This window comes from Amorphoplanes digitatis (genome assembly GCF_014205335.1).
Classification (GTDB): domain Bacteria; phylum Actinomycetota; class Actinomycetes; order Mycobacteriales; family Micromonosporaceae; genus Actinoplanes; species Actinoplanes digitatus.
In genome coordinates this window covers 7,501,212-7,521,072 of the sequence record NZ_JACHNH010000001.1, presented here as the reverse complement: position 1 = coordinate 7,521,072, position 19,861 = coordinate 7,501,212, and the positions used below count along the sequence as shown (strand labels likewise).

22 protein-coding genes and 1 riboswitch are annotated in these 19,861 nt (G+C 71.6%); of the genes, 10 read left to right on the top strand and 12 right to left on the bottom strand.

The window, feature by feature from the left end; genetic code table 11:
• The first annotated feature begins 208 nt into the window (after positions 1-208).
• Positions 209-1,210 carry a sigma-70 family RNA polymerase sigma factor gene (locus BJ971_RS33020; protein WP_184997094.1) on the top strand — a complete coding sequence of 334 codons (1,002 nt, stop codon included), beginning with the start codon at positions 209-211 and terminating at the stop codon, positions 1,208-1,210.
• 84 nt (positions 1,211-1,294) lie between these two features.
• Here BJ971_RS33020 and BJ971_RS33015 read toward each other — a convergent pair whose 3' ends face one another.
• The 3 genes from BJ971_RS33015 to BJ971_RS33005 form a co-directional block, all read right to left on the bottom strand.
• Positions 1,295-2,254, bottom strand: coding sequence for a C40 family peptidase (locus BJ971_RS33015; protein ID WP_239087833.1), 960 nt, complete (start codon positions 2,252-2,254; stop codon positions 1,295-1,297).
• Positions 2,255-2,266: 12 nt separating this feature from the next.
• A riboswitch (cyclic di-AMP (ydaO/yuaA leader) is annotated at positions 2,267-2,392 on the bottom strand.
• Positions 2,393-2,612: 220 nt separating this feature from the next.
• Complete coding sequence (locus BJ971_RS33010) at positions 2,613-2,939, bottom strand: DUF3817 domain-containing protein (RefSeq protein WP_184997092.1); 327 nt, start codon at positions 2,937-2,939, stop codon at positions 2,613-2,615.
• Positions 2,940-2,956: 17 nt separating this feature from the next.
• Positions 2,957-3,382: a hypothetical protein gene (locus tag BJ971_RS33005; protein ID WP_184997090.1), complete on the bottom strand. Its 426-nt coding sequence runs from the start codon at positions 3,380-3,382 to the stop codon at positions 2,957-2,959.
• Positions 3,383-3,473: 91 nt separating this feature from the next.
• Between BJ971_RS33005 and BJ971_RS33000 the strand changes: the two genes are divergently transcribed.
• The gene (locus tag BJ971_RS33000) at positions 3,474-3,731 is read left to right on the top strand and encodes a DUF6158 family protein (protein WP_184997088.1); all 258 of its coding nucleotides are present in this window, start codon (positions 3,474-3,476) and stop codon (positions 3,729-3,731) included.
• Positions 3,732-4,306: 575 nt separating this feature from the next.
• The gene (locus BJ971_RS32995) at positions 4,307-5,119 is read left to right on the top strand and encodes a GAF and ANTAR domain-containing protein (protein WP_239087832.1); all 813 of its coding nucleotides are present in this window, start codon (positions 4,307-4,309) and stop codon (positions 5,117-5,119) included.
• A gap of 4 nt (positions 5,120-5,123) precedes the next feature.
• On the opposite strand, the gene BJ971_RS32990 is transcribed toward BJ971_RS32995, so the two are convergent.
• The 5 genes from BJ971_RS32990 to BJ971_RS32970 form a co-directional block, all read right to left on the bottom strand.
• Positions 5,124-5,426, bottom strand: coding sequence for an antibiotic biosynthesis monooxygenase family protein (locus BJ971_RS32990; RefSeq protein ID WP_184997084.1), 303 nt, complete (start codon positions 5,424-5,426; stop codon positions 5,124-5,126).
• 56 nt (positions 5,427-5,482) lie between these two features.
• Positions 5,483-7,216 (bottom strand): MDR family MFS transporter, encoded by a 1,734-nt coding sequence (locus tag BJ971_RS32985; RefSeq protein ID WP_239087831.1) that lies wholly within the window; start codon positions 7,214-7,216, stop codon positions 5,483-5,485.
• Positions 7,213-7,698, bottom strand: a complete 486-nt coding sequence (locus BJ971_RS32980; RefSeq protein WP_184997082.1) for a MarR family winged helix-turn-helix transcriptional regulator — start codon at positions 7,696-7,698, stop codon at positions 7,213-7,215. The genes BJ971_RS32985 and BJ971_RS32980 overlap by 4 nt, the downstream gene beginning before the upstream one ends.
• 61 nt (positions 7,699-7,759) lie before the next feature.
• Positions 7,760-8,392 carry a class I SAM-dependent methyltransferase gene (locus tag BJ971_RS32975; protein WP_184997080.1) on the bottom strand — a complete coding sequence of 211 codons (633 nt, stop codon included), beginning with the start codon at positions 8,390-8,392 and terminating at the stop codon, positions 7,760-7,762.
• Positions 8,393-8,447: 55 nt separating this feature from the next.
• Positions 8,448-9,311 (bottom strand): AfsR/SARP family transcriptional regulator, encoded by an 864-nt coding sequence (locus tag BJ971_RS32970; protein WP_184997078.1) that lies wholly within the window; start codon positions 9,309-9,311, stop codon positions 8,448-8,450.
• Positions 9,312-9,551: 240 nt separating this feature from the next.
• Here BJ971_RS32970 and BJ971_RS32965 point away from each other — a divergent pair, with 240 nt between their 5' ends.
• Together BJ971_RS32965 and BJ971_RS32960 are read left to right on the top strand one after the other, a co-directional pair.
• A complete protein-coding gene (locus tag BJ971_RS32965) occupies positions 9,552-10,214 on the top strand; it encodes a response regulator (RefSeq protein ID WP_184997076.1) in 663 nt (220 codons plus the stop codon).
• Between the two features lie 97 nt (positions 10,215-10,311).
• Positions 10,312-11,733 (top strand): hypothetical protein, encoded by a 1,422-nt coding sequence (locus BJ971_RS32960; protein ID WP_184997075.1) that lies wholly within the window; start codon positions 10,312-10,314, stop codon positions 11,731-11,733.
• Positions 11,734-11,758: 25 nt separating this feature from the next.
• Here BJ971_RS32960 and serA read toward each other — a convergent pair whose 3' ends face one another.
• From serA to BJ971_RS32945, 3 genes are all read right to left on the bottom strand, one after another.
• The gene (serA, locus tag BJ971_RS32955) at positions 11,759-12,973 is read right to left on the bottom strand and encodes a phosphoglycerate dehydrogenase (protein ID WP_184997073.1); all 1,215 of its coding nucleotides are present in this window, start codon (positions 12,971-12,973) and stop codon (positions 11,759-11,761) included.
• Positions 12,974-13,145: 172 nt separating this feature from the next.
• Positions 13,146-14,273 carry a sensor histidine kinase gene (locus BJ971_RS32950; RefSeq protein ID WP_184997071.1) on the bottom strand — a complete coding sequence of 376 codons (1,128 nt, stop codon included), beginning with the start codon at positions 14,271-14,273 and terminating at the stop codon, positions 13,146-13,148.
• Positions 14,270-14,926 (bottom strand): response regulator transcription factor, encoded by a 657-nt coding sequence (locus BJ971_RS32945; RefSeq protein WP_184997069.1) that lies wholly within the window; start codon positions 14,924-14,926, stop codon positions 14,270-14,272. The genes BJ971_RS32950 and BJ971_RS32945 overlap by 4 nt, the downstream gene beginning before the upstream one ends.
• A 124-nt stretch (positions 14,927-15,050) precedes the next feature.
• On the opposite strand from BJ971_RS32945, the gene BJ971_RS32940 reads away from it, so the two are divergent.
• Genes BJ971_RS32940 through BJ971_RS32925 form a run of 4 tightly spaced genes read left to right on the top strand, consistent with a single transcriptional unit; the run spans position 15,051 to position 18,524 of the window.
• A complete protein-coding gene (locus BJ971_RS32940) occupies positions 15,051-15,644 on the top strand; it encodes a hypothetical protein (protein ID WP_184997067.1) in 594 nt (197 codons plus the stop codon).
• On the top strand, positions 15,641-16,684 hold the full coding sequence (locus BJ971_RS32935) for an efflux RND transporter periplasmic adaptor subunit (RefSeq protein WP_184997065.1): 1,044 nt from the start codon (positions 15,641-15,643) through the stop codon (positions 16,682-16,684). The genes BJ971_RS32940 and BJ971_RS32935 overlap by 4 nt, the downstream gene beginning before the upstream one ends.
• Positions 16,681-17,346 (top strand): ABC transporter ATP-binding protein, encoded by a 666-nt coding sequence (locus BJ971_RS32930; RefSeq protein WP_184997063.1) that lies wholly within the window; start codon positions 16,681-16,683, stop codon positions 17,344-17,346. Before BJ971_RS32935 ends, BJ971_RS32930 begins: the two co-directional genes overlap by 4 nt.
• A complete protein-coding gene (locus BJ971_RS32925) occupies positions 17,343-18,524 on the top strand; it encodes an ABC transporter permease (RefSeq protein ID WP_184997061.1) in 1,182 nt (393 codons plus the stop codon). The genes BJ971_RS32930 and BJ971_RS32925 overlap by 4 nt, the downstream gene beginning before the upstream one ends.
• 45 nt (positions 18,525-18,569) lie before the next feature.
• On the opposite strand, the gene BJ971_RS32920 is transcribed toward BJ971_RS32925, so the two are convergent.
• Complete coding sequence (locus BJ971_RS32920; protein WP_184997059.1) at positions 18,570-19,076, bottom strand: class I SAM-dependent methyltransferase; 507 nt, start codon at positions 19,074-19,076, stop codon at positions 18,570-18,572.
• A 39-nt stretch (positions 19,077-19,115) separates the two neighbouring features.
• Between BJ971_RS32920 and BJ971_RS40765 the strand changes: the two genes are divergently transcribed.
• Positions 19,116-19,838: a hypothetical protein gene (locus tag BJ971_RS40765; protein ID WP_203709693.1), complete on the top strand. Its 723-nt coding sequence runs from the start codon at positions 19,116-19,118 to the stop codon at positions 19,836-19,838.
• Positions 19,839-19,861: the final 23 nt, after the last annotated feature.

Sequence of the window (19,861 nt, the reverse complement as noted above, 5' to 3'; positions counted from 1 at the left end):
GTATGCGTGTATCGACGCATCCACGCCGGGTGCGGCTCCGAATGCCTCTGAGAGGGCCTTCCTCAGTAAGTATGCATGCGGCTCTCAGGTGACACTCAGACATTCGTGACACTTTCGAACCACCAGCCGGAATCAGTACACGCCGTCTTCTGTTCATGTAGGTGTCCGCACCGCAATGCACGAGCAGCGGACGTTACGGGGAAGGCTGATGGACGCAGGTATTGCCCGTAACAGGGTTAGTGAAGGCAACGAGGGGACCGTGGGCAACGTGGAGAAGAACACCGTGATGCGGACCGACCAGGTCGCCGAGGAGCGCGACCTCGTCGGAGTCTACCTGCACGAGATCTCCCGGACGCCGCTGTTGGATGCCGCCCGGGAGGTCGACCTCTCGAAGGCAATCGAGGCCGGGCTCTACGCCGAGCACCTGCTCGACAGCGGCGAGGTCCGTCGCGGCGTGAGCCGGGAGGAACTGGAGCGACTGGCCACCGAGGGCAAGCGGGCGAAGGATCTCTTCATCCGCGCGAACCTGCGACTCGTCGTGTCGATCGCGCGTCGCTACGTGCGCTCGGGCATGCCGATGCTCGACCTCATCCAGGAGGGCAACACCGGCCTGGTCCGCGCCGTCGAGAAGTTCGACTACGAGCGCGGCTACAAGTTCTCCACCTACGCCACGTGGTGGGTCCGCCAGGCGATCAGCCGGGCGATCGCCCAGCAGGAGCGCACCGTGCGCCTGCCCGTGCACCTGGTCGAGGACGTCAACCGGATGCGCAACGTCACCCGCCAGCTCGTCCGCGAGCTCGGCGCCGACCCGGAGCCCGCGCAGGTCGCCGCGGCACTGGGCGTGACGGTGGAGCGCGTCACCGAACTGACCCGCTGGGCACAGGACACCGTTTCGCTGGACACCCCGGTGGGCGACGACGGCGACACGAACCTCGGCGACCTGGTCGCCGACAGCGACGCCCCGTCGCCGGAGGAGATCGTCCTGACCGCGCTGGAGCGTCAGCGCATCGAGGGCCTGCTGAACCACCTCGACGACCGGTCGGCGGGCATCATGCGCGCCCGCTACGGCCTCGAGGACGGTCGCGAGCACTCGCTGACCGAGGTGGCGTCGCGCTTCTCGCTCTCCCGCGAGCGGATCCGCCAGCTCGAGATCCAGGCGCTCGGCCGGCTGCGCGAGCTGGCCCGGGCCGAGGGCCTCCAGGCCGCGTAACCCGCAAGGAACGACAAGCCCACGATCAACGAAAAGGCCGGCACCCCCGAGGGGGCGCCGGCCTTTCGCCGTGACTGACCTTGCTCAGGTGACCCGGCCGTAGCCGTACGGGGTCATGATGTTGATCGACCGCTTCTTCACCGGCTGGCCCGCTCGGGACGCGTCGATGATCTGGCCGCCGCCGACATAGATGCCGACGTGGCCGAGGCTGCGGTAGAACACCAGGTCGCCGGCCTTCAGGTCGGACTTGCTGATCCTGGCGGTCGCGCTGTACTGCGCCGCGGCGTTGTGCGGCAGCGACTTGCCGGCCGCACGCCAGGCGGCGGAGGTCAGGCCGGAGCAGTCGTAGCCGTTCGGGCCGTCGGCGCCGTAGTCGTACATGACGCCGATGGCGTTGAAGGCGAACGTCACCGCCTTGCCGGCCGAGCCCGCGATGTTCGGGATGGGCCCCGTGTACCTGCTGCCGGTCTCGGTCGCCGAGCCGAACGCGGCGGTGCGCATCGCGAAGAGCTTCTTGAGGTCGCCCTCGATCTTCTTCTTGCGGTCCGACAGCTCCTTGAGCTCCGCGGCCTGCCGGTCCTGGGTCGCCTTGAGGGCGGTCTGACGATCGGCGAAGGTCTGCGTCGTCTCGGTGTATTTCTGGACGTCCCGGCTGCGGCTGCGGGAGATCTGCTCGAGGATGCTCATCCGCTCCATGAGGTTGTCGGATCCCTCGAGCATGACGTTCATGGTGCCGACGTTGCCGGTCTTGTAGGCCGACGACGCGATGGACTTCATCTGCGCGCTGGCCGCGACCAGGGCCACCTTGGCCGGCTCGAGCGAGGCGATGAGCTGCTTCTCGTCAGCCTTCGTCTTCTTCAGGCTGATCTTCATCTTGTTGTACGACTCGACGACGTCCTCGAGCTGGTCGGACGCCTTATCGATCTTCTTGGTGAGCTCGGCCTTCGACGGTTCCGCGTGTGCGGCGGTCGCGGAGGTGCCGGAGATCGCGATCGCCAGGACGGCGACCGCCAGCGCGCGGAGCCTGGTTCGGGCGTGTGGCAACGGTACGGGGCCTTTCTTCCGCTTGGCCGCCTACCGGGTTAGCTGACGGATTCGGGCGGGAAGAAGGCCCTACCGCTTGCGCGGATTCACCCCGATGCTGCTCGGTGGTTCCCCGGTTCGTCGCGGCGGAAGCGGTGACCCTGGGGGATCGGGGTCGTCCCATTTCCGCCGGCGAGGATTCGACGGCGCTGGCCGGCGCCACCGAGGGGTGTGGCTGCGGACCGGACCAACCGCATTAACTTATCGGCGCTCGGCATTAACACAAGAGCCAGAAGAGTGACTTGCGCCAATGATCACAAACATCGGAATGATCCGGATAGCGGGCGGCGACAAGGCCGATTCGCAGCGTGACTTTTGCCTACTCCGCCATGGCGGGTGGGGCGTCTACGGCCTCGACGGCCCACTTGTGCGTGACGACCCGTTCGGCCCAGAACGAGAAGAACGGGACCGTGCCGGCCAGCATCACGAGCAGCATCCGGCGCAGCGGCCACCCCACGCGGCGGCTCAGGTCGAACGTGGCGGCGAGATAGAGCATGTAGAGGAAGCCGTGGAACGGCCCGACGGCGGCCACCACCGTGTCGTCGTCGCCGATGTACTTCAGCGGCATGCCGACCACGACGAGCACGATCAGGACCACGCCGACGATCCAGGCGATGATCCGGTAGCGGGTGAGGGCTCCCTGCACGATCCACGTCCTTTGGTTCAACTGGTCTTGGTGCGGCGTCCGGGATAGTCGCCGGGCCGGGCCCCGGGGTGGGCGGCCAGCCAGCTCAGGTACTCGTTGTACGCCGCCAGCTCGGGGTCGTCGTCGGCGGGTGCCGCGCCGGCCACCGGGACACGGACCGGGCGGCGCACCGTCACCGGCTGGTCGCCCTGCGCGGGCTGCTCCGGCTCCTGGGCGTCCTGCTCCGGCGCGCGTCCCGCGCGGCGCTCCTGCTGGACCTCGCGGAACCACAGGAAGACGACGAACGCGGCGAACACCGGCCATTCGAAGGTGTAGCCCCAGCTGAGCGAGTTGCCGCCGGTGGCCCGGCTGAACTGCCACCAGCCCAGGCCCAGGAATCCGGCGACAAGCACCAGGGCGAGGGCGTGGCGCGCGATCCACGCGGGGGTCCACAGCCTCCTCATGTCGGTCAGCGTACCGGCGCGGGTTTCGCGGCATGATGATCGGGCAACCGGTTGCGTGAGGCACGTTCGGCGAATCAAGGCAGGTGGAGTCATGAAGGACGCCCGGCTCGGCCCCGGTGACGACCAGCCCGTCGTCTTCGAGACCGGCATCGACCCCGCGGGCCTGGCCGACGACGACCTCCTGCGCGAGCTGGCCAGCCTGCACCGGACCCGGCTCGACGCGTTGCGGCACGCACCAGAGGCGGCGCTGTCGACGCATCTGCGGCGCACGGCCGAGCTGGAGAGCGAATATCTGGCCCGGCACCCCGGCCGGGAGATCGATCCGTCCCGGCTCACCCAGGACTTCTGAGCGGCCCCGCCGCAGGTGTGGTCTGGGTCACAACGGCTACCGGAATCACCGCACCCCGCCGACGGTTGGGGTGGATGTCGGTGCGATCAGTGTCCCCGGGCCTCACCCTTTGCCTTCGCGGAATACCGTTCGGCTGGAGCCGCGTTGAGCCTTTCGCCGAGAGGCGACCTGCGCACCGACATCTTCATCTGCGCCGCTCCCGGGTTCCGGGGGCGGCGCACTTGTTTGCCCGCGAGGGGTTCGTAGCGGCCGGATTCGGGTAGTTGATCTCCATGGCCCACGACCATGCCGATCAGCGCGCCCTCGGAATGCCGGGAAGCCGTCACCGGGGCGCCCCGCGCCCGCCCTCGCGAGGCCGGGGCGGGCGTCCCGGATCCGTTCCCGGAGCGCCGCGGGAGAGCGGACCGTATCGCCCCGATGGGCACTCGGTAGTGGACACGACTTTCGTGTTCGCCGATGCGCATGGCAATATCGGGCAAATGTCAGCCCCGCAACGGAGCTCCGGGCGGCTCGCCTCGCATCGCGTTCCGCCGGCCTCCGGCACCCCGGGAAATCCTGCCGGCCAGACCCGCGCCGTGAGCCGTGTTCGCGTACCCCTGCCCGCCAAGTCCGGGTCGGCGGCCGGGGCCGTGACCGGCGAGCTGGCGGTGCCCGAGCCCCCCGTCACCGACCTCGTCCCGGCGATCCGGCCGGGCGACGGCCTTTCCGCGGGTCCGCATCCGGTGGAGCTCGCCGGGCTGCTGCACGAGCTGTCCGTCCGCATTCTCGGCGCCGACGCCGTGCCGCAGGCCCTGGACCGCCTCGCCGCCTTCGTGGCCGGCGCGGTTCCGGGCGTGCTGCGCTGCTCCGTGGCGCTGATCGGCGAGGGCGGCCCGCCCATGCTGGCCGCCTCCGGCGCCAGGGCGAAGGCCCTTGACGACCGGCAGTACGGCACCGGGAACGGCCCCGGTCTCGAGGCCGCCCGCAACCGCGTGCTGGTCACCGCCGGCGAGCTGCAGTCCGACCCGCGCTGGCCCGAGCTCGCCGAGTGCGCCCGCGCCGAGGGGGTGTACGGCGTCGTGTCGTTCCCGCTCGACGTGCAGCGCACCTCGGTCGGCTCGCTGAGCCTCTTCGTCGGCCAGCCGGGCGGCATCGCCCCCGATCTGCTGCTCACCACCATGGCGGTGGTCAACCAGGCCGAGGTTCTGCTGGGCGAGCTGCGCAGGCGCGAGGGGCTGAGCGAGGGCGCCACCGTCGACCGGGCGGCCGGCGTGATCATCGCGCAGCGCGGCTGCGGCGTGCAGGAGGCCTACGACGTGCTGCGGGAGACCGCGCAGCGCCTCGGCATGGACCGCCGGGCGGTCGCCGAGCGGCTGATCGCGGCGGCCGCCCGCAACGCTGAGGGCTGAAGGGCTACTTCGTCACGTGCTGGACCACCTCGAACTCCAGCAGGCTGGCGCCCGAGGCGACGGGGCGGGCGCGCTCCCCGGCGTGTGCCGCGCGACCGCTTCCTTCTGACCATGCTCTGAAGGCTTCATCGTTCGACCAGCGGGTGACTACGAAGTAGCGGGTCTCGCCCGCCACCGGGCGCAGCAGCTCGAAAGACAGGAAACCGGGCGCGTTCTCCACGGCTCCCTGCCGCGCTGCGAAGCGCTTCTCCAGCTCGGGACCGGCGCCCTCGGGCACCTCGATTGCGTTGATCTTCACGACTGCCATACGACAAAGGGTACGAGCGCGCGCTGCGCCCGTACCCGATGGTCGTCGGTCTGTCGTCAATAGGAGCTTTTGATCTCCGCGTCGGGGCCGGCGCCGACCCCGCCGGGCACACCGTCGCAGTTGGCCGCGGCCGCGGCGTCGTCGGCGCGCTGCTGCTGCGCCGACCGCTGTGCCAGTGGGATCTCCGGCAGGAAGAGCACCACGATCAGGCCGATCAGCATGATGGCCAGCGCCATCAGGTAGACCACCTGGAAGCTGTCGGAGAAGCCGGCCTTGAACGGGTGCGCCATGACGTCGGACAGCTTGCCGATGAACGACGTGTCGCTCAGCCCCTCGTGCTGCGCCTGCTGGAGGATCTTCAGCTGCGCCGGGTCCGATGCCGCCTGCTGGTACGCGGGCGTCTCCCGCGCCGCCGTCAGCTCGTCGTTGATGTTTCCCGGTAGCACGTTGAAGAGCACCGACAGGAAGATCGCGGTGCCCAGCGTGCCGCCCATCGACCGGAAGAAGGTGACAGTGCTGGTCGCGACGCCGATCTCCCGCGGCGACACCGCGTTCTGCACCGCGGTGATCATCGGCTGCATGTTGCCGCCCAGGCCGAGGCCCATCAGCACCATGATCAGCATGGTGCGCCACAGTGGGGTGTCCGCGTCGATCAGCGCGAACAGGGCCAGCGCGGTCGCCATCAGCACGCTGCCGATGATCGGGAAGATCCGGTAGCGGCCGGTCCGGGCGATGAGCTGGCCGGCGGTGATCGAGCCGGCCATGATGCCGGCCACGAACGGGATCATCTCCAGGCCGGCGACGGTCGGCGAGGCGCCCTTCACGATCTGGAGGTACAGCGGGACGGTCATCAGGCCGCCGAACATCGCCATGCCCAGGATGGTGCTCGAGGTGGCGCCGACGGCGACCGTGCGGTTGTTGAACAGCCGCAGCGGCAGCATCGCCTCGTCCTTGTAGGCCCGCTCCGCGAAGATGAAGGCCACGATGCCGATCAATCCGATCGCGTAGCAGAGGAACGCGCGGCCGGAGTCCCAGCCCCAGGTGCGGCCCTGCTCGGCGACGGTAAGCAGCGGCACCAGGCCGACGACGAGGAAGAGCGCGCCGGGCCAGTCGATGCGGTGCGGGGTGCGGATGTGCGGCAGGTGCAGCACCCGGGCCACGACGATCATCGCGGCGGCGCCGATCGGCACGTTGATGTAGAAGACCCAGCGCCAGCCGTCGACGCCCAGGATCGTGTCGGCGCCCGCGAAGAAGCCGCCCAGGATCGGGCCGACGACGCTCGCGGTGCCGAAGACGGCCAGGAAGTAGCCCTGGTACTTGGCGCGCTCGCGGGGCGGCACGATGTCACCGATGATCGCCAGGGCCAGCGACATGAGGCCGCCGGCGCCGATGCCCTGGATCGCGCGGAAGGCGGCCAGCCCGTACATGCTCTGCGCGAGACCGCAGAGGATCGAGCCGATGATGAAGACCGCGATCGCGAACAGGAAGAACGGCCGCCGCCCGTAGATGTCGGACAGCTTGCCGTACAGCGGGGTCGAGATCGTCGACGTGATCAGGAACGCCGTGGTCGCCCAGGCCTGGAGGTTGAAGCCGTTGAGGTCGTCCGCGATGGTCTTGGTCGCCGTTGCCATGATCGTCTGATCGAGGGCGGCGAGGAACATGCCCATCATCAGGCCGGTCAGGATGGTCAGGATCTGCCGGTGGGTGAATTCCACCGAGGGCATGCCGGCGCCTGGCGCGCCCGCCGCCGATCCGTCCTCCGCCGATGCGGTGGTGCCGGAGTCACTCACGCGTTCTCCCGTGCTGGTACGGCCGGGTCGCTGCGCAGGAGCGCCGCGACGGAGCTGTTGAATTCTGCGAACAGGTCGGCGAACGCGCTCACGCGCTCGGCCGGCCAGCCACTCAGCGCCTCGCTGAGCAGCGCGTGCCGCGCCTCGCGCAGCCGGTGGCAGGCCGAGTGGCCCGCCTCGGTGACGGCGAGCCGCGACACCCGGCCGTCGGCCGGGTCGGCCTCGCGGCGGGCGAGGCCGGCCTTGACCAGCTGCGCCGCCTGCCGGCTGACCGTCGAGGGGTCGGCGCCCTTCACCTCGGCGAGGTCGGTGACCCGCATCGGCCCCAGGTGCTGCATCGGGAAGAGCAGCATGAGCGCGGAGAACTCGGCACCGAGGTCTCCCGCGTTGAGCATGCCCTTGGCGCGCGCGCCGAGCCCGGCGAATCGCGCAATCTCGTCGGCGAGCCGTCCGGTGGCGTCACCCGCGTCCGATTTCGTCATCACGCACCTCCCGCCAAGATACGTGTAGCGTACAGCTTGTTGGTTGATGAAAGCATCTGCGTCAGCCGGTGGTGGTGGCCCGGGTTCGCAGCTCCCAGACGCCGGTGACCAGCGACTCGGTCTCCTCCAGCGCGGCCGGCACGGGCACCACGTACTCCGCGACCCGGGCGAACAGCCGCTCCGGGAAGAACCCCCGGCCGGGGTCGCCGACCAGGACCCGGGCGCCCTCGCGGCCCGCCCGGCGCAGCCGCGCCGCCATCCGGTCGGCGACGCCGCGGGTGTAGAAGACGTCGCCGGCCAGGATCACCTCCGCGGTCGAGTCCGCCTGCGCGACGTCCGCGACCCGGGTGTCCACCGCCGCGTCGTTCGCCGCCGCGTTCCGGGCCGCCGCCTGCGCCGCCCGCGGATCGACGTCCAGCGCCGTGACGCGGGCCGCGCCCGCCCGGGCCGCCGCGATCGCCGCCACGCCCGAGCCGGTGGCGATGTCGAGCACCGTCCTGCCCCGCACGATCTCGGGGTGGTCCAGGACGTAACGGGCCAGGGCCTGGCCGCCGGCCCAGACGAACAGCCAGAACGGCGGCGGCACGTCACTGCTGAACGCGCCGCCGTTCTCGTCGAACAACCCCACCCGGCCGTCGGCCAGGTGCAGCGAGATCTCCGGAGCCAGGGGTACGGGCAGCAGCGTCGTGTGCACGCGGCGATTCTTCGCGGTTTCCGCCCCGGGCGCCCGCTATTTGACCCGCGTCACGTCACTGCGGCCGGGCGGCCAGCTCCGCGGCCCGGCGCAGCAGGTCCGCCACCGTGCCGGGCCGGTGTGCCTCGCCGGCCGCCGCCAGGATCGCCGCGACCGCGCCGTCCACTGCGGGGTCCGAGCCGTCGTACCGCAGCAGCTCCAGGAACAGAGCGCGGGTCTCCGCGGACGGCTCGACGCCCAGGTCCTCGGCGAGCCGCCGGCGGCAGAGGTCGTATGCCCGCAGCGCCGCCACCCGGTCGCCGAGCGAGCGGTGCGCCGCCATCGTGATCGCCCAACCGCGCTCCGCGACCGGGTCGATGTCCACCGCGCGGCCCGCCAGCTCCAGCGCCGTGCTCGGCTCCCCGGCCGCCAGCGCGAGCCCGCCCGCGTCGAGCAGCGTCGTCACCAGGCGGGTCCGGTAGCGCTCGCGGGCCTCGGCCGCCCACTCCGGGTGCTCGACGTCCTCCAGCAGCGGCCGCCCGGCCAGGTGGGCGGCGGCGGTCAGCGGCCGCAGCGCGCGCCCCGCCGTACGGCCCGAGGCCGCCGCGACCAGCTCGTCGAAGCGGGCCACGTCCACCCGCACCCGCTCGTCGACGAGGGCGTAGCCGCCGTCGCGGCTGGTGATCGCGGAGTCACGGGAGTCGCCCGCCGGGTCGAGACGATGCCGCAAAAGGGACACATAACCCTCCACCGTGGTCCGGTGGCCGGCCGGTGGGCGTCCGGACCAGAGCAGTTCCGCCAACTCCGCGCCGTTCGTCTCGCCACGGAGCGCGAGCAGTGCCAGAATCTGCCGGGGCTTTTCGCCGCCGAAGTCCTGACCCGTCAGGCGCACGCCGCGTGTGCGGACCTCGAGTCGACCGAAGAGCTGGATTTCGTACATGGCGTAAGACCCTCTATGGGAGTGGGCCGCGCGACAAGCGTCCGCCGCGTCGTTCCGCACCCCGAAAGCGAGGGGTCCTGTCCACCGAAGATACGAGTTATGGCGGCCGCTCGGCCTCATCCGGACGGCGGGCGTACCGCCCGATCGGCTTGGCTCGCGGGTGCTGTCCGACTGTTGGTACGCCTTGGCTTCGGGCGAGAGACACATAGACTTCCAGCGCTGGCGGATCAGGAGGCGCGAATGGTGGGCGAGGCGATCACGGTGCTCGTGGTTGATGGGCATCAGACGTTCGCCGAGCTGCTCGGCGTGGCGCTGGCCGGGCAGCCGGAGCTTCGGTACATCGGTCATGCGCGCACCGGTGAGCAGGCCATCCGGCTCGTGCAGGAGTTACGGCCCAACGTGGTACTGCTCGATCCGGACCTTCCGGACGCGGACGGGATCGCGATCGCGGAGCTGCTGCGGCACCGGCAGCCGGACACCCGGTTCGTGATTCTGACGGCGAACAACGAATCCGCCCTGGTCGGCCGGGCGACGGCGGCCGGCGCGTCGGGGTTCCTGTCGAAGAACGGCCCGCTCGGCGACGTGCTGAACGCCGTGCACACCGCGCACGGCGGCGGCATGACGGTCTCCACCGACATCCTGGCGCGGCTGCTGCGCAGCACCTCGCCGGTGGTCGGGCCGCGGGCCGGCGGGCTGACCGCGCGCGAGCGAGAGGTGCTGGTCCTGATGGGCTCCGGGCTCGACCCGCGGGCCATCGCCCGGCGGCTCGGCATCAGCGTGCACACGTGCCGCGGTTACGTGAAGGCCGTGCTGGGCAAACTCGGCGCGCACAGCCAGCTGGAGGCGGTCGCGGTCGCCACCCGCCGGGGCCTACTCAGCCCGCACAGAAATAACGGAGAGTAATTCACGATCGTACTCATCCGATACGCCGCGGCATCCGTACTTCTCGCTGGAGCGCCCCCAGAAGTCGACGGCGCCGGCGCGGGTTGGAGGGCATCGCGTGGAACGACAACACGCCGATTCGTCCGATGTGTCCGTACCGGCGGCGGGCCTGATGTCCAACTCCGGCGCCGACTGGGCCAACCGCGACGGCGCGCCCTACCGGCGGCCTCCCGCTGTGAACTCGTTCCGTGACGATGCTGATGAGGAAGACATGGCCGACTCCCAGAGCTGGAGTGCTTTCGGTTCGCCCGCCACACCCTCGTCCGCGGACGCGCACGGCACACCCGCCGACCCGCCGGAGCCCGCGTACGGCCCGGCGCCGCCGGCCGGCCCCGGCCGCGCGTCGTTCGGGTTCTCCGCCGGCCCGATCAGCGGCAACCACAACGCCAGGACCGCGCCGGCCACCGGCGCGCAGTTCCCGCCCGCCGTCCCGCCGCCCGCGCCCCGCAAGCCGGAGCCGCGGATGCCCGCGCCGCGCCTGCCGGAGCCGCGGATGCCCGAACCGCGGTCGCCCGAACCCCGGTCGCCCGAGCCGCACCCGGTCCGCTCCGTCACCGGTGAATCCGTGCTGGCCAGATCCCGCCAGGCCCGGACGCCGTACGCGGTGGGCGAGGACGACGGCATCGGTGACTTCATCGGCGGACCGGGCCGTGAGATCCGGCCGCACCGCGCCGCCCGCCACCCGCATGCGACCGGCGAGCAGGCCGTCCTGGCCGGGCCGCCGCGGGGCGGGGGCCGGGGCGTGTTCGTCGCCGGTGTCGCGCTGAGCGCGGCCGTGCTGTTCGGCGGCGTCGTCGCCGGCGTCTCCTACTTCTCCGGCCCGGACAAGAGCCTCACGTCGGTGCTCGAACTCGGCGCGGGCGGTTCCGGCGACCGGACGGTCACCGCGCCCGTCGACGGCCGTACGGTGGCCTCCTTCGAGCTGGCCACCGCCGCGACCAAGCTGACAATGCGCAGCGAGGACCTCGGCGAGGACCTCTACCGGATCTCGACCGCCGAGGACGCCGGGATCCTGCCGAAGGCCGTCGTCGACAAGGACCGGGTACAGCTCAAGCTGGTTCCCGGCGGCGACGGCGGCTCCGGCGCGGTGGAGGTCGTGCTCTCCAACCAGGTGATGTGGAACCTGCGCCTGTCCGGCGCCGTCGACGAGCAGCGCATCAACTTCGCCGGCGGCGCGATCGGCGCCATCGACCTGATCGGCGGGTCCCGGGTCACCGAGATCGCCCTTCCCGAGCCGGCCGGCACGGTGGCGCTGAAGATCACCGGGGTCATCGACGAGCTCGCGCTGACCTCGCCGCAGGGCAACCCGGTCCGGGTGAAGATGCAGGGCGGCGCGAAGACCGTCGCGGCGGGCGCGCGGACGCTGCGCGACGTCGAGCCGGGTTCGACGCTGACCCCGAAGGGCTGGGCGACGAACGACCGCTACGACGTGACCGCGGAGACCCGGGTCACGCTCCTCTCGGTCGAAACCGTCAAGTAGCGCGACCCGGGCCCGCCGGCCTCGGTTAGGAGAGGACCCGGAGCCGCACCGTCTGGCTCATGCCGCGCAGCCGGTCGAGCACGTCGGCGCTGTAGCTGCCGCCGATGTCCGTGATCAGGTAGCCGTACTCGCCGCGGGTGCTTAGCAGCTGGCCCTCGACGTTGACGCTGTGCTCGGCCAGGATGCTGTTCACCTGTGCCAGGACGCCCGGCATGTTCAGGTGCACGTGGATGATCCGGCTCGTGCCGGTGGTGGCCGGCAGCGTGATGGTGGGCAGGTTGACGCTCAGCGTGGTGTTGCCCTCGCGCACGAAGAGCGCCAGCTTGTTCGCGACGAAGTCGCCGATGTCCGACTGTGCCTCCTCGGTGGACCCGCCGATGTGCGGGGTGAGGATGACGTTCGGCAGGCCGCGCAGCTCGGAGACGAACTCGTCGCCGCGGCCCTTCGGCTCGGTCGGGAAGACGTCGACGGCCGCGCCGACGAGGTGCCCGCTGGCCAGCGACTCGCGCAGGGCGACGTGGTCGACCACGATGCCGCGGGACAGGTTGAGGAAGATCGCGCCCGGGCGCATCCTGGCGAACTGCTCGGCGCCGAAGAAGCCGGCGTTGCCGGGCCGCCCGTCGACGTGCAGCGTCACCACGTCCGAGGTCGCCAGCAGCTCGTCCATGCTCGCGCAGCGCTGAGCGTTGCCGAGGGCCAGCTTGTCGGCGGTGTCGTAGAAGGACACATGCATGCCCAGGTTCTCGGCGAGCACCGACAGCTGGGTGCCGATGTTGCCGTAACCGACGATGCCGAGGCGGCGGCCGCGAACCTCGTGGCTGCCGACGGCGGCCTTGTCCCAGACGCCCTCGTGCATGAGGTTGTTCTTCTCGGTGAGCCGGCGGGTCATCGCGATGATCTCGGCGAGGGCCAGCTCGACCACTGAGCGGGTGTTGGAGAAGGGCGCGTTGAAGACGGCGATTCCGGCCTGCGACGCGGCGCCGAGGTCGATCTGATCGGTGCCGATGCAGAACGCGCCGATCGCGACCAGGCTGTCCGCGGCCTCGAGGACCTTCGCGGTGACCTGCGTCTTGGATCGGACGCCGAGCAGATGCACACCCTTGATGCGCTCGATCAGCTCGACCTCGTCGAGGGCGTTGCGGACGGACTCGACCTGGTAACCCGCCGCCTCGAGCCGGGACACCGCGTCCGGGTGAATGCTCTCGAGCAGCAGGACTCGCACGTTGGCTTGGTCGGTCATCACTTTCCGTTCATGTCGGGAGGACCATCCGGGCCGCCACACCGAAGCCCAGTTCACAGGCGCACCAGCCTAATGCCCCGGATTGCCCGGCCCCCGGTGGTGTGCCGGAGCTCCCATCTGGCGGTCAACCCGTCACCGGCCGTCCAGAAATTGTCACACCCGCCCGTGATCGCTACTGCCAGGGCCGGGCCGCCGGGAGGGTGACCGTCACGACGAGGCCGCCCTCGTCGCGGGGCACGGCGTGCACCTCGCCGCCGTGCGCGCGGGCCACCGCCCGCACGATCGACAGGCCCAGGCCGACGCCGGGGCCGGCGAGCCGGTCCCGGCCGAGCCGGCGGAACGGCTCGAAGAGCGTCTCGACCTCGTAGCGGGGCACGACCGGCCCGGTGTTGCTGACCTCAAGCGTCGCCAGGTCGTCCTTCGTGTAGGTGGCGACCCGCACCCAGCCGCCGTCCGCCAGGTTGTGCCGCACGCTGTTGTCGACCAGGTTCTGCACCAGCCGTTCGAGCAGGACCGGATCGCCGACGGTGGCGGCCTCGGCCAGGTCGACCTGTACGTCGTCCGCGCTCACGTGCGAGGCGATGTCCGCGAGGTCGACGTACGAGCGCTCGGTCAGCTCCCGCTCCGAGCGGGCCAGGGTGAGCAGCCCGTCGATCAGCCGGCCGTGCCGGTCGTTGATCGCCAGCAGGGTCGTGCCGAGCTGCCGCACCTCCACCGACGCCGACTCCTGCTGGAGCGCGACCTCCAGCAGGGTCCGGTTCAGGGTCAGCGGGGTGCGCAGCTCGTGCGACGCGTTCGCGATGAACCGCCGCTGCCCGTCGAACGAGCGGTCCAGCCGCGTCAGCATGAGATCGAACGTGTCGGCCAGCTGCTTGATCTCGTCGTCCGGGCCGGTCAGCGCGATACGCTCGTGCAGGCCGCGGTCGGCCGCCGGCGACTCGGCGATCCGCCGCGCGGTCTCGGTGATCCGGTGCAGCGGCTGCAACATCCGCCCGGCCACCAGCCAGCCCAGCGCGATCGCGACCGCACTCACCACCAGCAGGGCGATCCCGCCCTGGGTGAGCAGCACGGTCAGCGCGTCGTCGCGGGTCTCCCGGACGACCTCCTGGAAGTAGGCCTCCGGCTTCGGCAGGGTCGGATCCGCGGGGACGGGCCCGAGGTTCGTCGCCCCCCGGATGACGGCCTTGCCGGGCAACTGCTGCCAGACGAGGACATAGGTGACGCCGAGCATCACGACGCCGAACGCGAGGAAGAGGCTGCCGTACACCAGGGTCAGGCGGCCTCGCACGGTAAGTCTCATCCGATCCGATACCCCACTCCGGGCTCCGTGAGCAGCACCGGCGGGTTGCCGAGCTTGCGGCGCAACTTCAGGATCGTCATCCGTACGGCGTGGGTGAACGGATCCGCGTTCTCGTCCCACGCCTTCTCCAGCAGCTGTTCCGCCGACACCGCGGTGCCGTCGGCCCGCAGCAGCTCGGCCAGGACCGCGAACTCCTTGCGGGACAGCGGCACGTACCGGCCGTCGCGGAAGACCTCGCGCCGGTGCGGGTCAAGGCTGATGCCGGCCCGGCGCAGCACCGGCGGCGCGGCCGGGCGCGACCGGCGGCCGAGCGCGGCGACCCGGGCGGACAGCTCCCGGAACGCGAACGGCTTGGGCAGGTAGTCGTCCGCGCCGAGCGCCAGCCCCTCGACCCGGTCGTCGATCTCGGCCGCCGCCGTCAGCATCAGGATCCGCATCGTCGCGTCCCGCCCGGCCAGCTGCCGGCACACCTCGTCGCCGTGCACGACCGGCAGGTCCCGGTCGAGTACCAGCACGTCGTAGTCGTTGACCTGGGCGCGTTCGAGCGCGGCGGCGCCGTCGTAGACCACGTCCACCGCGTGGGCGTCGTGCCGAAGGCCCTCCGCGACGGCGTCGGCCAGCAGCGGCTCGTCCTCGACCACCAGGATGCGCATGCCTCCATGGTGACCCACGGTCACGTCACGTGGGCGTCATCGTTTTGCGTGACGGCCGGGAAACCCGCCGGGGACTTCACTGCATCCCGTGGCGGCCGTCCGGCCGCCGATGAGGGAGAAGACGATGCGGAGCTGGAGGATTCTCGCGCTCGGCCTGCTGCTCACTGCGGCGGCCGCCGGCTGCGGAGAGGCCGCCGCCGGCGACGGGGTTGCCTCGGTCGGCGGGACGCCGACGACGTCGGCCACGGCCGACGCACCCGATCAGAGGGACGAGGACGCACCGCTGAAGTTCGCGCAGTGCATGCGGGAGCAGGGCCTGAGCTGGTTCCCCGACCCGAAGCCCGACGGGGGAATTCAGATCAGACCCCCCAAGGGTACGGACAAGGCGAAGATCGACGCCGCCATGGAGGCCTGCAAGAAGTGGGCGCCGAACGGCGGCGACCACGGGCCGGCCGACCCGGAGATGCTCGAACAGGCCCGGCAGATGGCGCAGTGCATGCGCGAGAACGGCGTCGAGAAGTTCCCCGACCCGAAACCCGACGGAAGCATCCAGATCGACGGCAGGAAGGTCGGCATGGGCCCCGGTGACCCGACGTTCGACAAGGCCGAGGAGGCCTGCTCCAAGTTCCGCCCGGAGGGACCTAATTCCGGCACGAACAAGCATGAGGACACCTCCGGCGGCGGCTCGTCCCTCGAACTGAATTCGGAGCGGGGATGAGGCGCCGGCTGGGCATCGCCGTCGCCGCGGCGGCGGCGCTCACCGCGGGCGCCGCGGTCGTCGTCGTGGCCGGGCTGCCGGACGGGCAGGCCGAGGCGGAGGCGTCGGTACCCCCGCTGACGGCCGAGGTGAAGCGGGAGACGCTCGTCGACACCCAGGACGCCGACGGCGAACTCGGGTACGGGGACACGACCGCGCACGTCAGCCGGCTGTCCGGGACGGTGACCTGGCTCGCCGCGGCGGAGTCGACGGTGCGGCGCGGCAAGCCGCTCTACCGGGTGGACGACGACCCGGTGGTGCTGCTGTACGGCTCGCTGCCCGCGTACCGGACCCTGTCCGCGGGGGACACCGGGCGGGACGTCAAGCAGTTCGAGAAGAACCTGTGGGCGCTGGGGTACCGCGGGTTCACCGTCGACCGGACGTACTCGTCGGCGACGGCTTCCGCCGTACGGGATTGGCAGGACGATCTCGGGCTGGAGGAGACCGGCAAGGTCGACCCGGCACGGATCGTCTACGCGCCCGGCGCGGTCCGGGTCGCCGCCCAATCGGCGGCGCCGGGTGCCGCGGCGCAGCCCGGCACCGCGCTGCTCGACACGACCGGCACCGGCCGGGTCGCCACCGTCGAGCTGGACATCTCCGACCAGCGGCTGGTCCGCAAGGGCGCGGCCGTGCGGGTGACCCTGCCGGACGGCACCGAGGCGCCCGGCCGGATCACGGAGGTCGAGACGGTGGTGACGCCCGCCGAGGGGAACGAGGACGCGAGCACCAGCCTGTCGGTCACCATCGCCTTCGAGAAGGCCCCGAAGGGGCTGGACCAGGCGGCGGTCACCGTGGCGTTCACCGCGTCCGAGCGCAAGAACGTGCTGACGGTCCCGGTCTCGGCGCTGCTCGCGCTCGCCGAGGGCGGGTACGGCCTGCAGGTCGTCGAGGGCGGCTCCGCGCGCTACGTCGCGGTGGAGACCGGCCTGTTCGCCGACGGCCGCGTCGAGGTGTCCGGCGGCGGCATCAAGGACGGCATGCAGGTGGGGATGCCGGAATGAGCCAGGTCATCGAGCTCTCCGGCGCGACCAAGTCCTACCCGGGCGGCGTGACCGCGCTCGACTCCGTCGACCTCGGCGTCGAGTACGGCGAGCTCGCCGCGGTCGTCGGCCCGTCCGGCTCGGGCAAGTCGACGATGCTGCACCTGATCGGCACGCTCGACCGGCCGTCGGCGGGCACCGTCCGCATCGACGGGCACGACGTGGCCCGCCTGTCGGACCGCCAGCTCTCGGCGCTGCGTGCCCGCCGGATCGGGTTCGTCTTCCAGCAGTTCCATCTCGCGCCCGGGCGCACCGCCGTCGCGAACGTCGCCGACGGTCTGCTGTATGCGGGCGTACCCCGGAGAGAGCGCGAGCGGCGCGCGGAGGCCGCGCTGCACCGGGTCGGTCTCGGCGGCCGGCTCGGGCACCGGCCGCATCAGCTGTCGGGCGGCGAGCGGCAGCGGGTGGCGATAGCGCGGGCGGTGGCCGGGGAGCCGGCGCTGCTGCTGGCGGACGAGCCGACCGGAAACCTGGACTCGGCCGCCGGATCGGGGGTGGTCGAGCTGCTGCGGGAACTCCACGCGGGCGGCACGACCGTGCTGGTGATCACGCATGACCGGGAACTGGCCGACGAGCTGCCCCGGCAGATCGCGCTGCTCGACGGGCGGGTGGTCCAGCCATGACCCTGTCACCTGCCCGGCTGCGCGCCTCGGACCTGGCCCGGGTCGGCCTGTCCGGGCTGCGGGCGCGTCCGTTGCGGGCGGTGCTGTCCGCGCTGGGCATCGCGATCGGCATCGCGGCGATGACCGCGGTCGTCGGTATCTCGTCGTCCAGCCGCGCCGACCTGGACCGCGCGCTGGAGGCGCTGGGCACGAACCTGCTGACCGTCGGGCCGGGCAACACGATGTTCGGCGACAACGCGACCCTGCCCGACGAATCGGTGTCGATGATCTCCCGGATCGGCCCGGTGTACGCGGTCGCGGCGATCGGGTCGGTCTCCGACATGGGTGTCTACCGCACGGACCGGATCCCGGCGGCGCAGACCGGCGGCATCTCGGTGGCGGCGGCCCAGCCGGCCCTGCTGTCGACCGTCGGCGCCTCGCTGGCGTCGGGCAGCTGGCTGAACGCGGCGACCGAGCGGTACCCGGCGGTGGTGCTCGGCGCGACGGCGGCGCGGCGACTCGGCACGGTGCCGTCGGTCTACCTGGGCGGGCGCTGGTTCACCGTCGTCGGGGTGCTGAAGCCGGTGCCGCTGGCGCCGGAGCTGGACTCGGCCGCGCTGGTGGGCTGGAAGTCGGCCGCGGACTACCTGAAGTTCGACGGGCACCCGACGACCGTCTACACGCGATCCGCGGACGCGCAGGTAAACGCGGTGCGCGGGGTCCTGGCGGCGACGGCCAACCCGTCGAACCCCAATGAGGTGAAGGTCTCGCGGCCCTCGGACGCGCTGGCGGCGCGGCGGGCCACCGACCGGACCTTCACCCAGCTGCTGCTGGGGCTGGGCGCGGTGGCGCTGCTTGTCGGCGGGATCGGGGTGGCCAACACCATGGTGATCTCCGTGCTGGAGCGGCGGGCCGAGATCGGGCTGCGCCGGTCGCTGGGCGCGACGCGCGGCCAGATCCGGGTGCAGTTCGTCGCGGAGTCCATGCTGTTGTCGCTGGCCGGCGGGGTAGCGGGAGTGCTCATCGGTTTCCTGGTGACGGCGTTCTACGCGGGTACGCAGACCTGGCCGACCGTGGTGCCGCTGTGGGCACTGTGCGGCGGGGTCGGCGCGACCGTGGTGATCGGGGCGGTGGCCGGGTGGTATCCGGCCGTCCGCGCGGCGCGCCTGGCGCCGACGGAGGCGCTCGGCGCCGCCTGACCCCGTGCCCCGCCCGGCCGTTCACCTGCGGCCGGGCGGGGCCTCCTATCCTCGCCGCGGGCGCGCGATCAGCATTCCGCCGGTCACCGTCTCGGAGGGGTGGTGCAGCATGCTCACCTCGACGCGGAACCCGGCCTGTTCCAGCCATTCGGCGATCCGCTCGACGGGACGCCGGTGCACGTACACCCGCATCGGGTGCCCGCCGTAGCCCTCCGTCCGCAGCGTCGAGTCGTCGCCGACGAAGAAGCCGAGCAGCAGCGCACCCTCCGGCCGCAGCACGCGGCGGAACCGATGGAACGCCGCCCGGACCTCCTCGTCCGGGACGTGGATGATCGAGAACCACGCGACGAGTCCGGTGACAGAGGAGTCGGCGAGGTCGAGGTCGGTCATCGAGCCGACGTCGAACCGGATTCCGGGGTGGTCCCGGCGCGCCATGGCGATCATTCCGGGGGACAGGTCGACGCCGAACGCGGGAAGTCCGAGGCCGTGCAGGTGCGCGGTGACCCGTCCGGTGCCGCAGCCGACGTCGGCCAGCCAGTCGGTGTCCGTCATGGCGCCAGACCCTAAACCAGGCGTGGCAGAGTCGTCCGCATGAACACCGCGAGGGGCTCGTTCAGCTTCCCGGGGCCGTGGTTGGGTGGCGTATCCCTGATCGCCGGGCCGCTCCTGCTGCTGACGGGCACGCTGCTCCGCCTCGGCGTCCCGTTCTTCTTTCCGGACCAGCTCACCGCGTACGGGGAAAGGCCGGAGCTGATCGCCACCGCGTACGCGATGTTCCTGGCCGGCACCGTCGCGCTGTGGCCCGGTGTCGTCGCGGTCGCGGCGCGGGTCGGGGTCACCCGGCCCGGGTGGGCGGTGTGGGGCGGCAGCCTGGTGGTCTTCGGCCTGTTCGCCCGGGCGTTCCACTACGGGGTCAACACGTTCGCCTTCGCGCTGGCCGACAGCGTGGGTGTGAGCGCGGCGACGCAGGCCGTCGGCGCCTACTACGGCCGTCGGGAGTGGGTGGTGTCGAGCCTGACGGCCGCCGTGATGATCGGCTGGATCGTCCTGGCGATCGGGTGCTACCTGTCCGGGACGCTGCGGGCGGTGCCGGCCGTCGCGCTGGGGCTGATGTCCGGGCTGATGATCGGGGTGCTCAAGGGGAGCACCTGGGCCTCGGCCGTGCAGGTCGCCGGTCTCGTCGTGGCGTTCGTGCCGCTCGGCGTGACGCTGCTGCGCGGCGCCGACCGGCCGTCCAGGCGCGCGGTCCTGCGGACGGTACCGCTGGTCCTGCTGTTCATCGCCGGTTCGGTCGTCCTCGGACAGCTCGGCTGACGCGGCCTCTCTTTCACCCTATA

Excerpts from the sequence above, each read along its gene's own strand:
- BJ971_RS32990 (WP_184997084.1), bottom strand. The coding sequence starts at position 5,426 with ATGGCAGTCGTGAAGATCAACGCAATCGAGGTGCCCGAGGGCGCCGGT.
- BJ971_RS32940 (WP_184997067.1), top strand. The coding sequence starts at position 15,051 with ATGCGGAGCTGGAGGATTCTCGCGCTCGGCCTGCTGCTCACTGCGGCG.
- BJ971_RS32965 (WP_184997076.1), top strand. The coding sequence starts at position 9,552 with ATGGTGGGCGAGGCGATCACGGTGCTCGTGGTTGATGGGCATCAGACG.
- BJ971_RS32945 (WP_184997069.1), bottom strand. The coding sequence starts at position 14,926 with ATGCGCATCCTGGTGGTCGAGGACGAGCCGCTGCTGGCCGACGCCGTC.
- BJ971_RS32920 (WP_184997059.1), bottom strand. The coding sequence starts at position 19,076 with ATGACGGACACCGACTGGCTGGCCGACGTCGGCTGCGGCACCGGACGG.
- BJ971_RS33020 (WP_184997094.1), top strand. The coding sequence starts at position 209 with ATGGACGCAGGTATTGCCCGTAACAGGGTTAGTGAAGGCAACGAGGGG.
- BJ971_RS33000 (WP_184997088.1), top strand. The coding sequence starts at position 3,474 with ATGAAGGACGCCCGGCTCGGCCCCGGTGACGACCAGCCCGTCGTCTTC.
- BJ971_RS32930 (WP_184997063.1), top strand. The coding sequence starts at position 16,681 with ATGAGCCAGGTCATCGAGCTCTCCGGCGCGACCAAGTCCTACCCGGGC.
- BJ971_RS32935 (WP_184997065.1), top strand. The coding sequence starts at position 15,641 with ATGAGGCGCCGGCTGGGCATCGCCGTCGCCGCGGCGGCGGCGCTCACC.
- BJ971_RS33005 (WP_184997090.1), bottom strand. The coding sequence starts at position 3,382 with ATGAGGAGGCTGTGGACCCCCGCGTGGATCGCGCGCCACGCCCTCGCC.
- BJ971_RS40765 (WP_203709693.1), top strand. The coding sequence starts at position 19,116 with ATGAACACCGCGAGGGGCTCGTTCAGCTTCCCGGGGCCGTGGTTGGGT.
- BJ971_RS32980 (WP_184997082.1), bottom strand. The coding sequence starts at position 7,698 with ATGACGAAATCGGACGCGGGTGACGCCACCGGACGGCTCGCCGACGAG.
- serA (WP_184997073.1), bottom strand. The coding sequence starts at position 12,973 with ATGACCGACCAAGCCAACGTGCGAGTCCTGCTGCTCGAGAGCATTCAC.
- BJ971_RS32970 (WP_184997078.1), bottom strand. The coding sequence starts at position 9,311 with ATGTACGAAATCCAGCTCTTCGGTCGACTCGAGGTCCGCACACGCGGC.
- BJ971_RS32950 (WP_184997071.1), bottom strand. The coding sequence starts at position 14,273 with ATGAGACTTACCGTGCGAGGCCGCCTGACCCTGGTGTACGGCAGCCTC.
- BJ971_RS32925 (WP_184997061.1), top strand. The coding sequence starts at position 17,343 with ATGACCCTGTCACCTGCCCGGCTGCGCGCCTCGGACCTGGCCCGGGTC.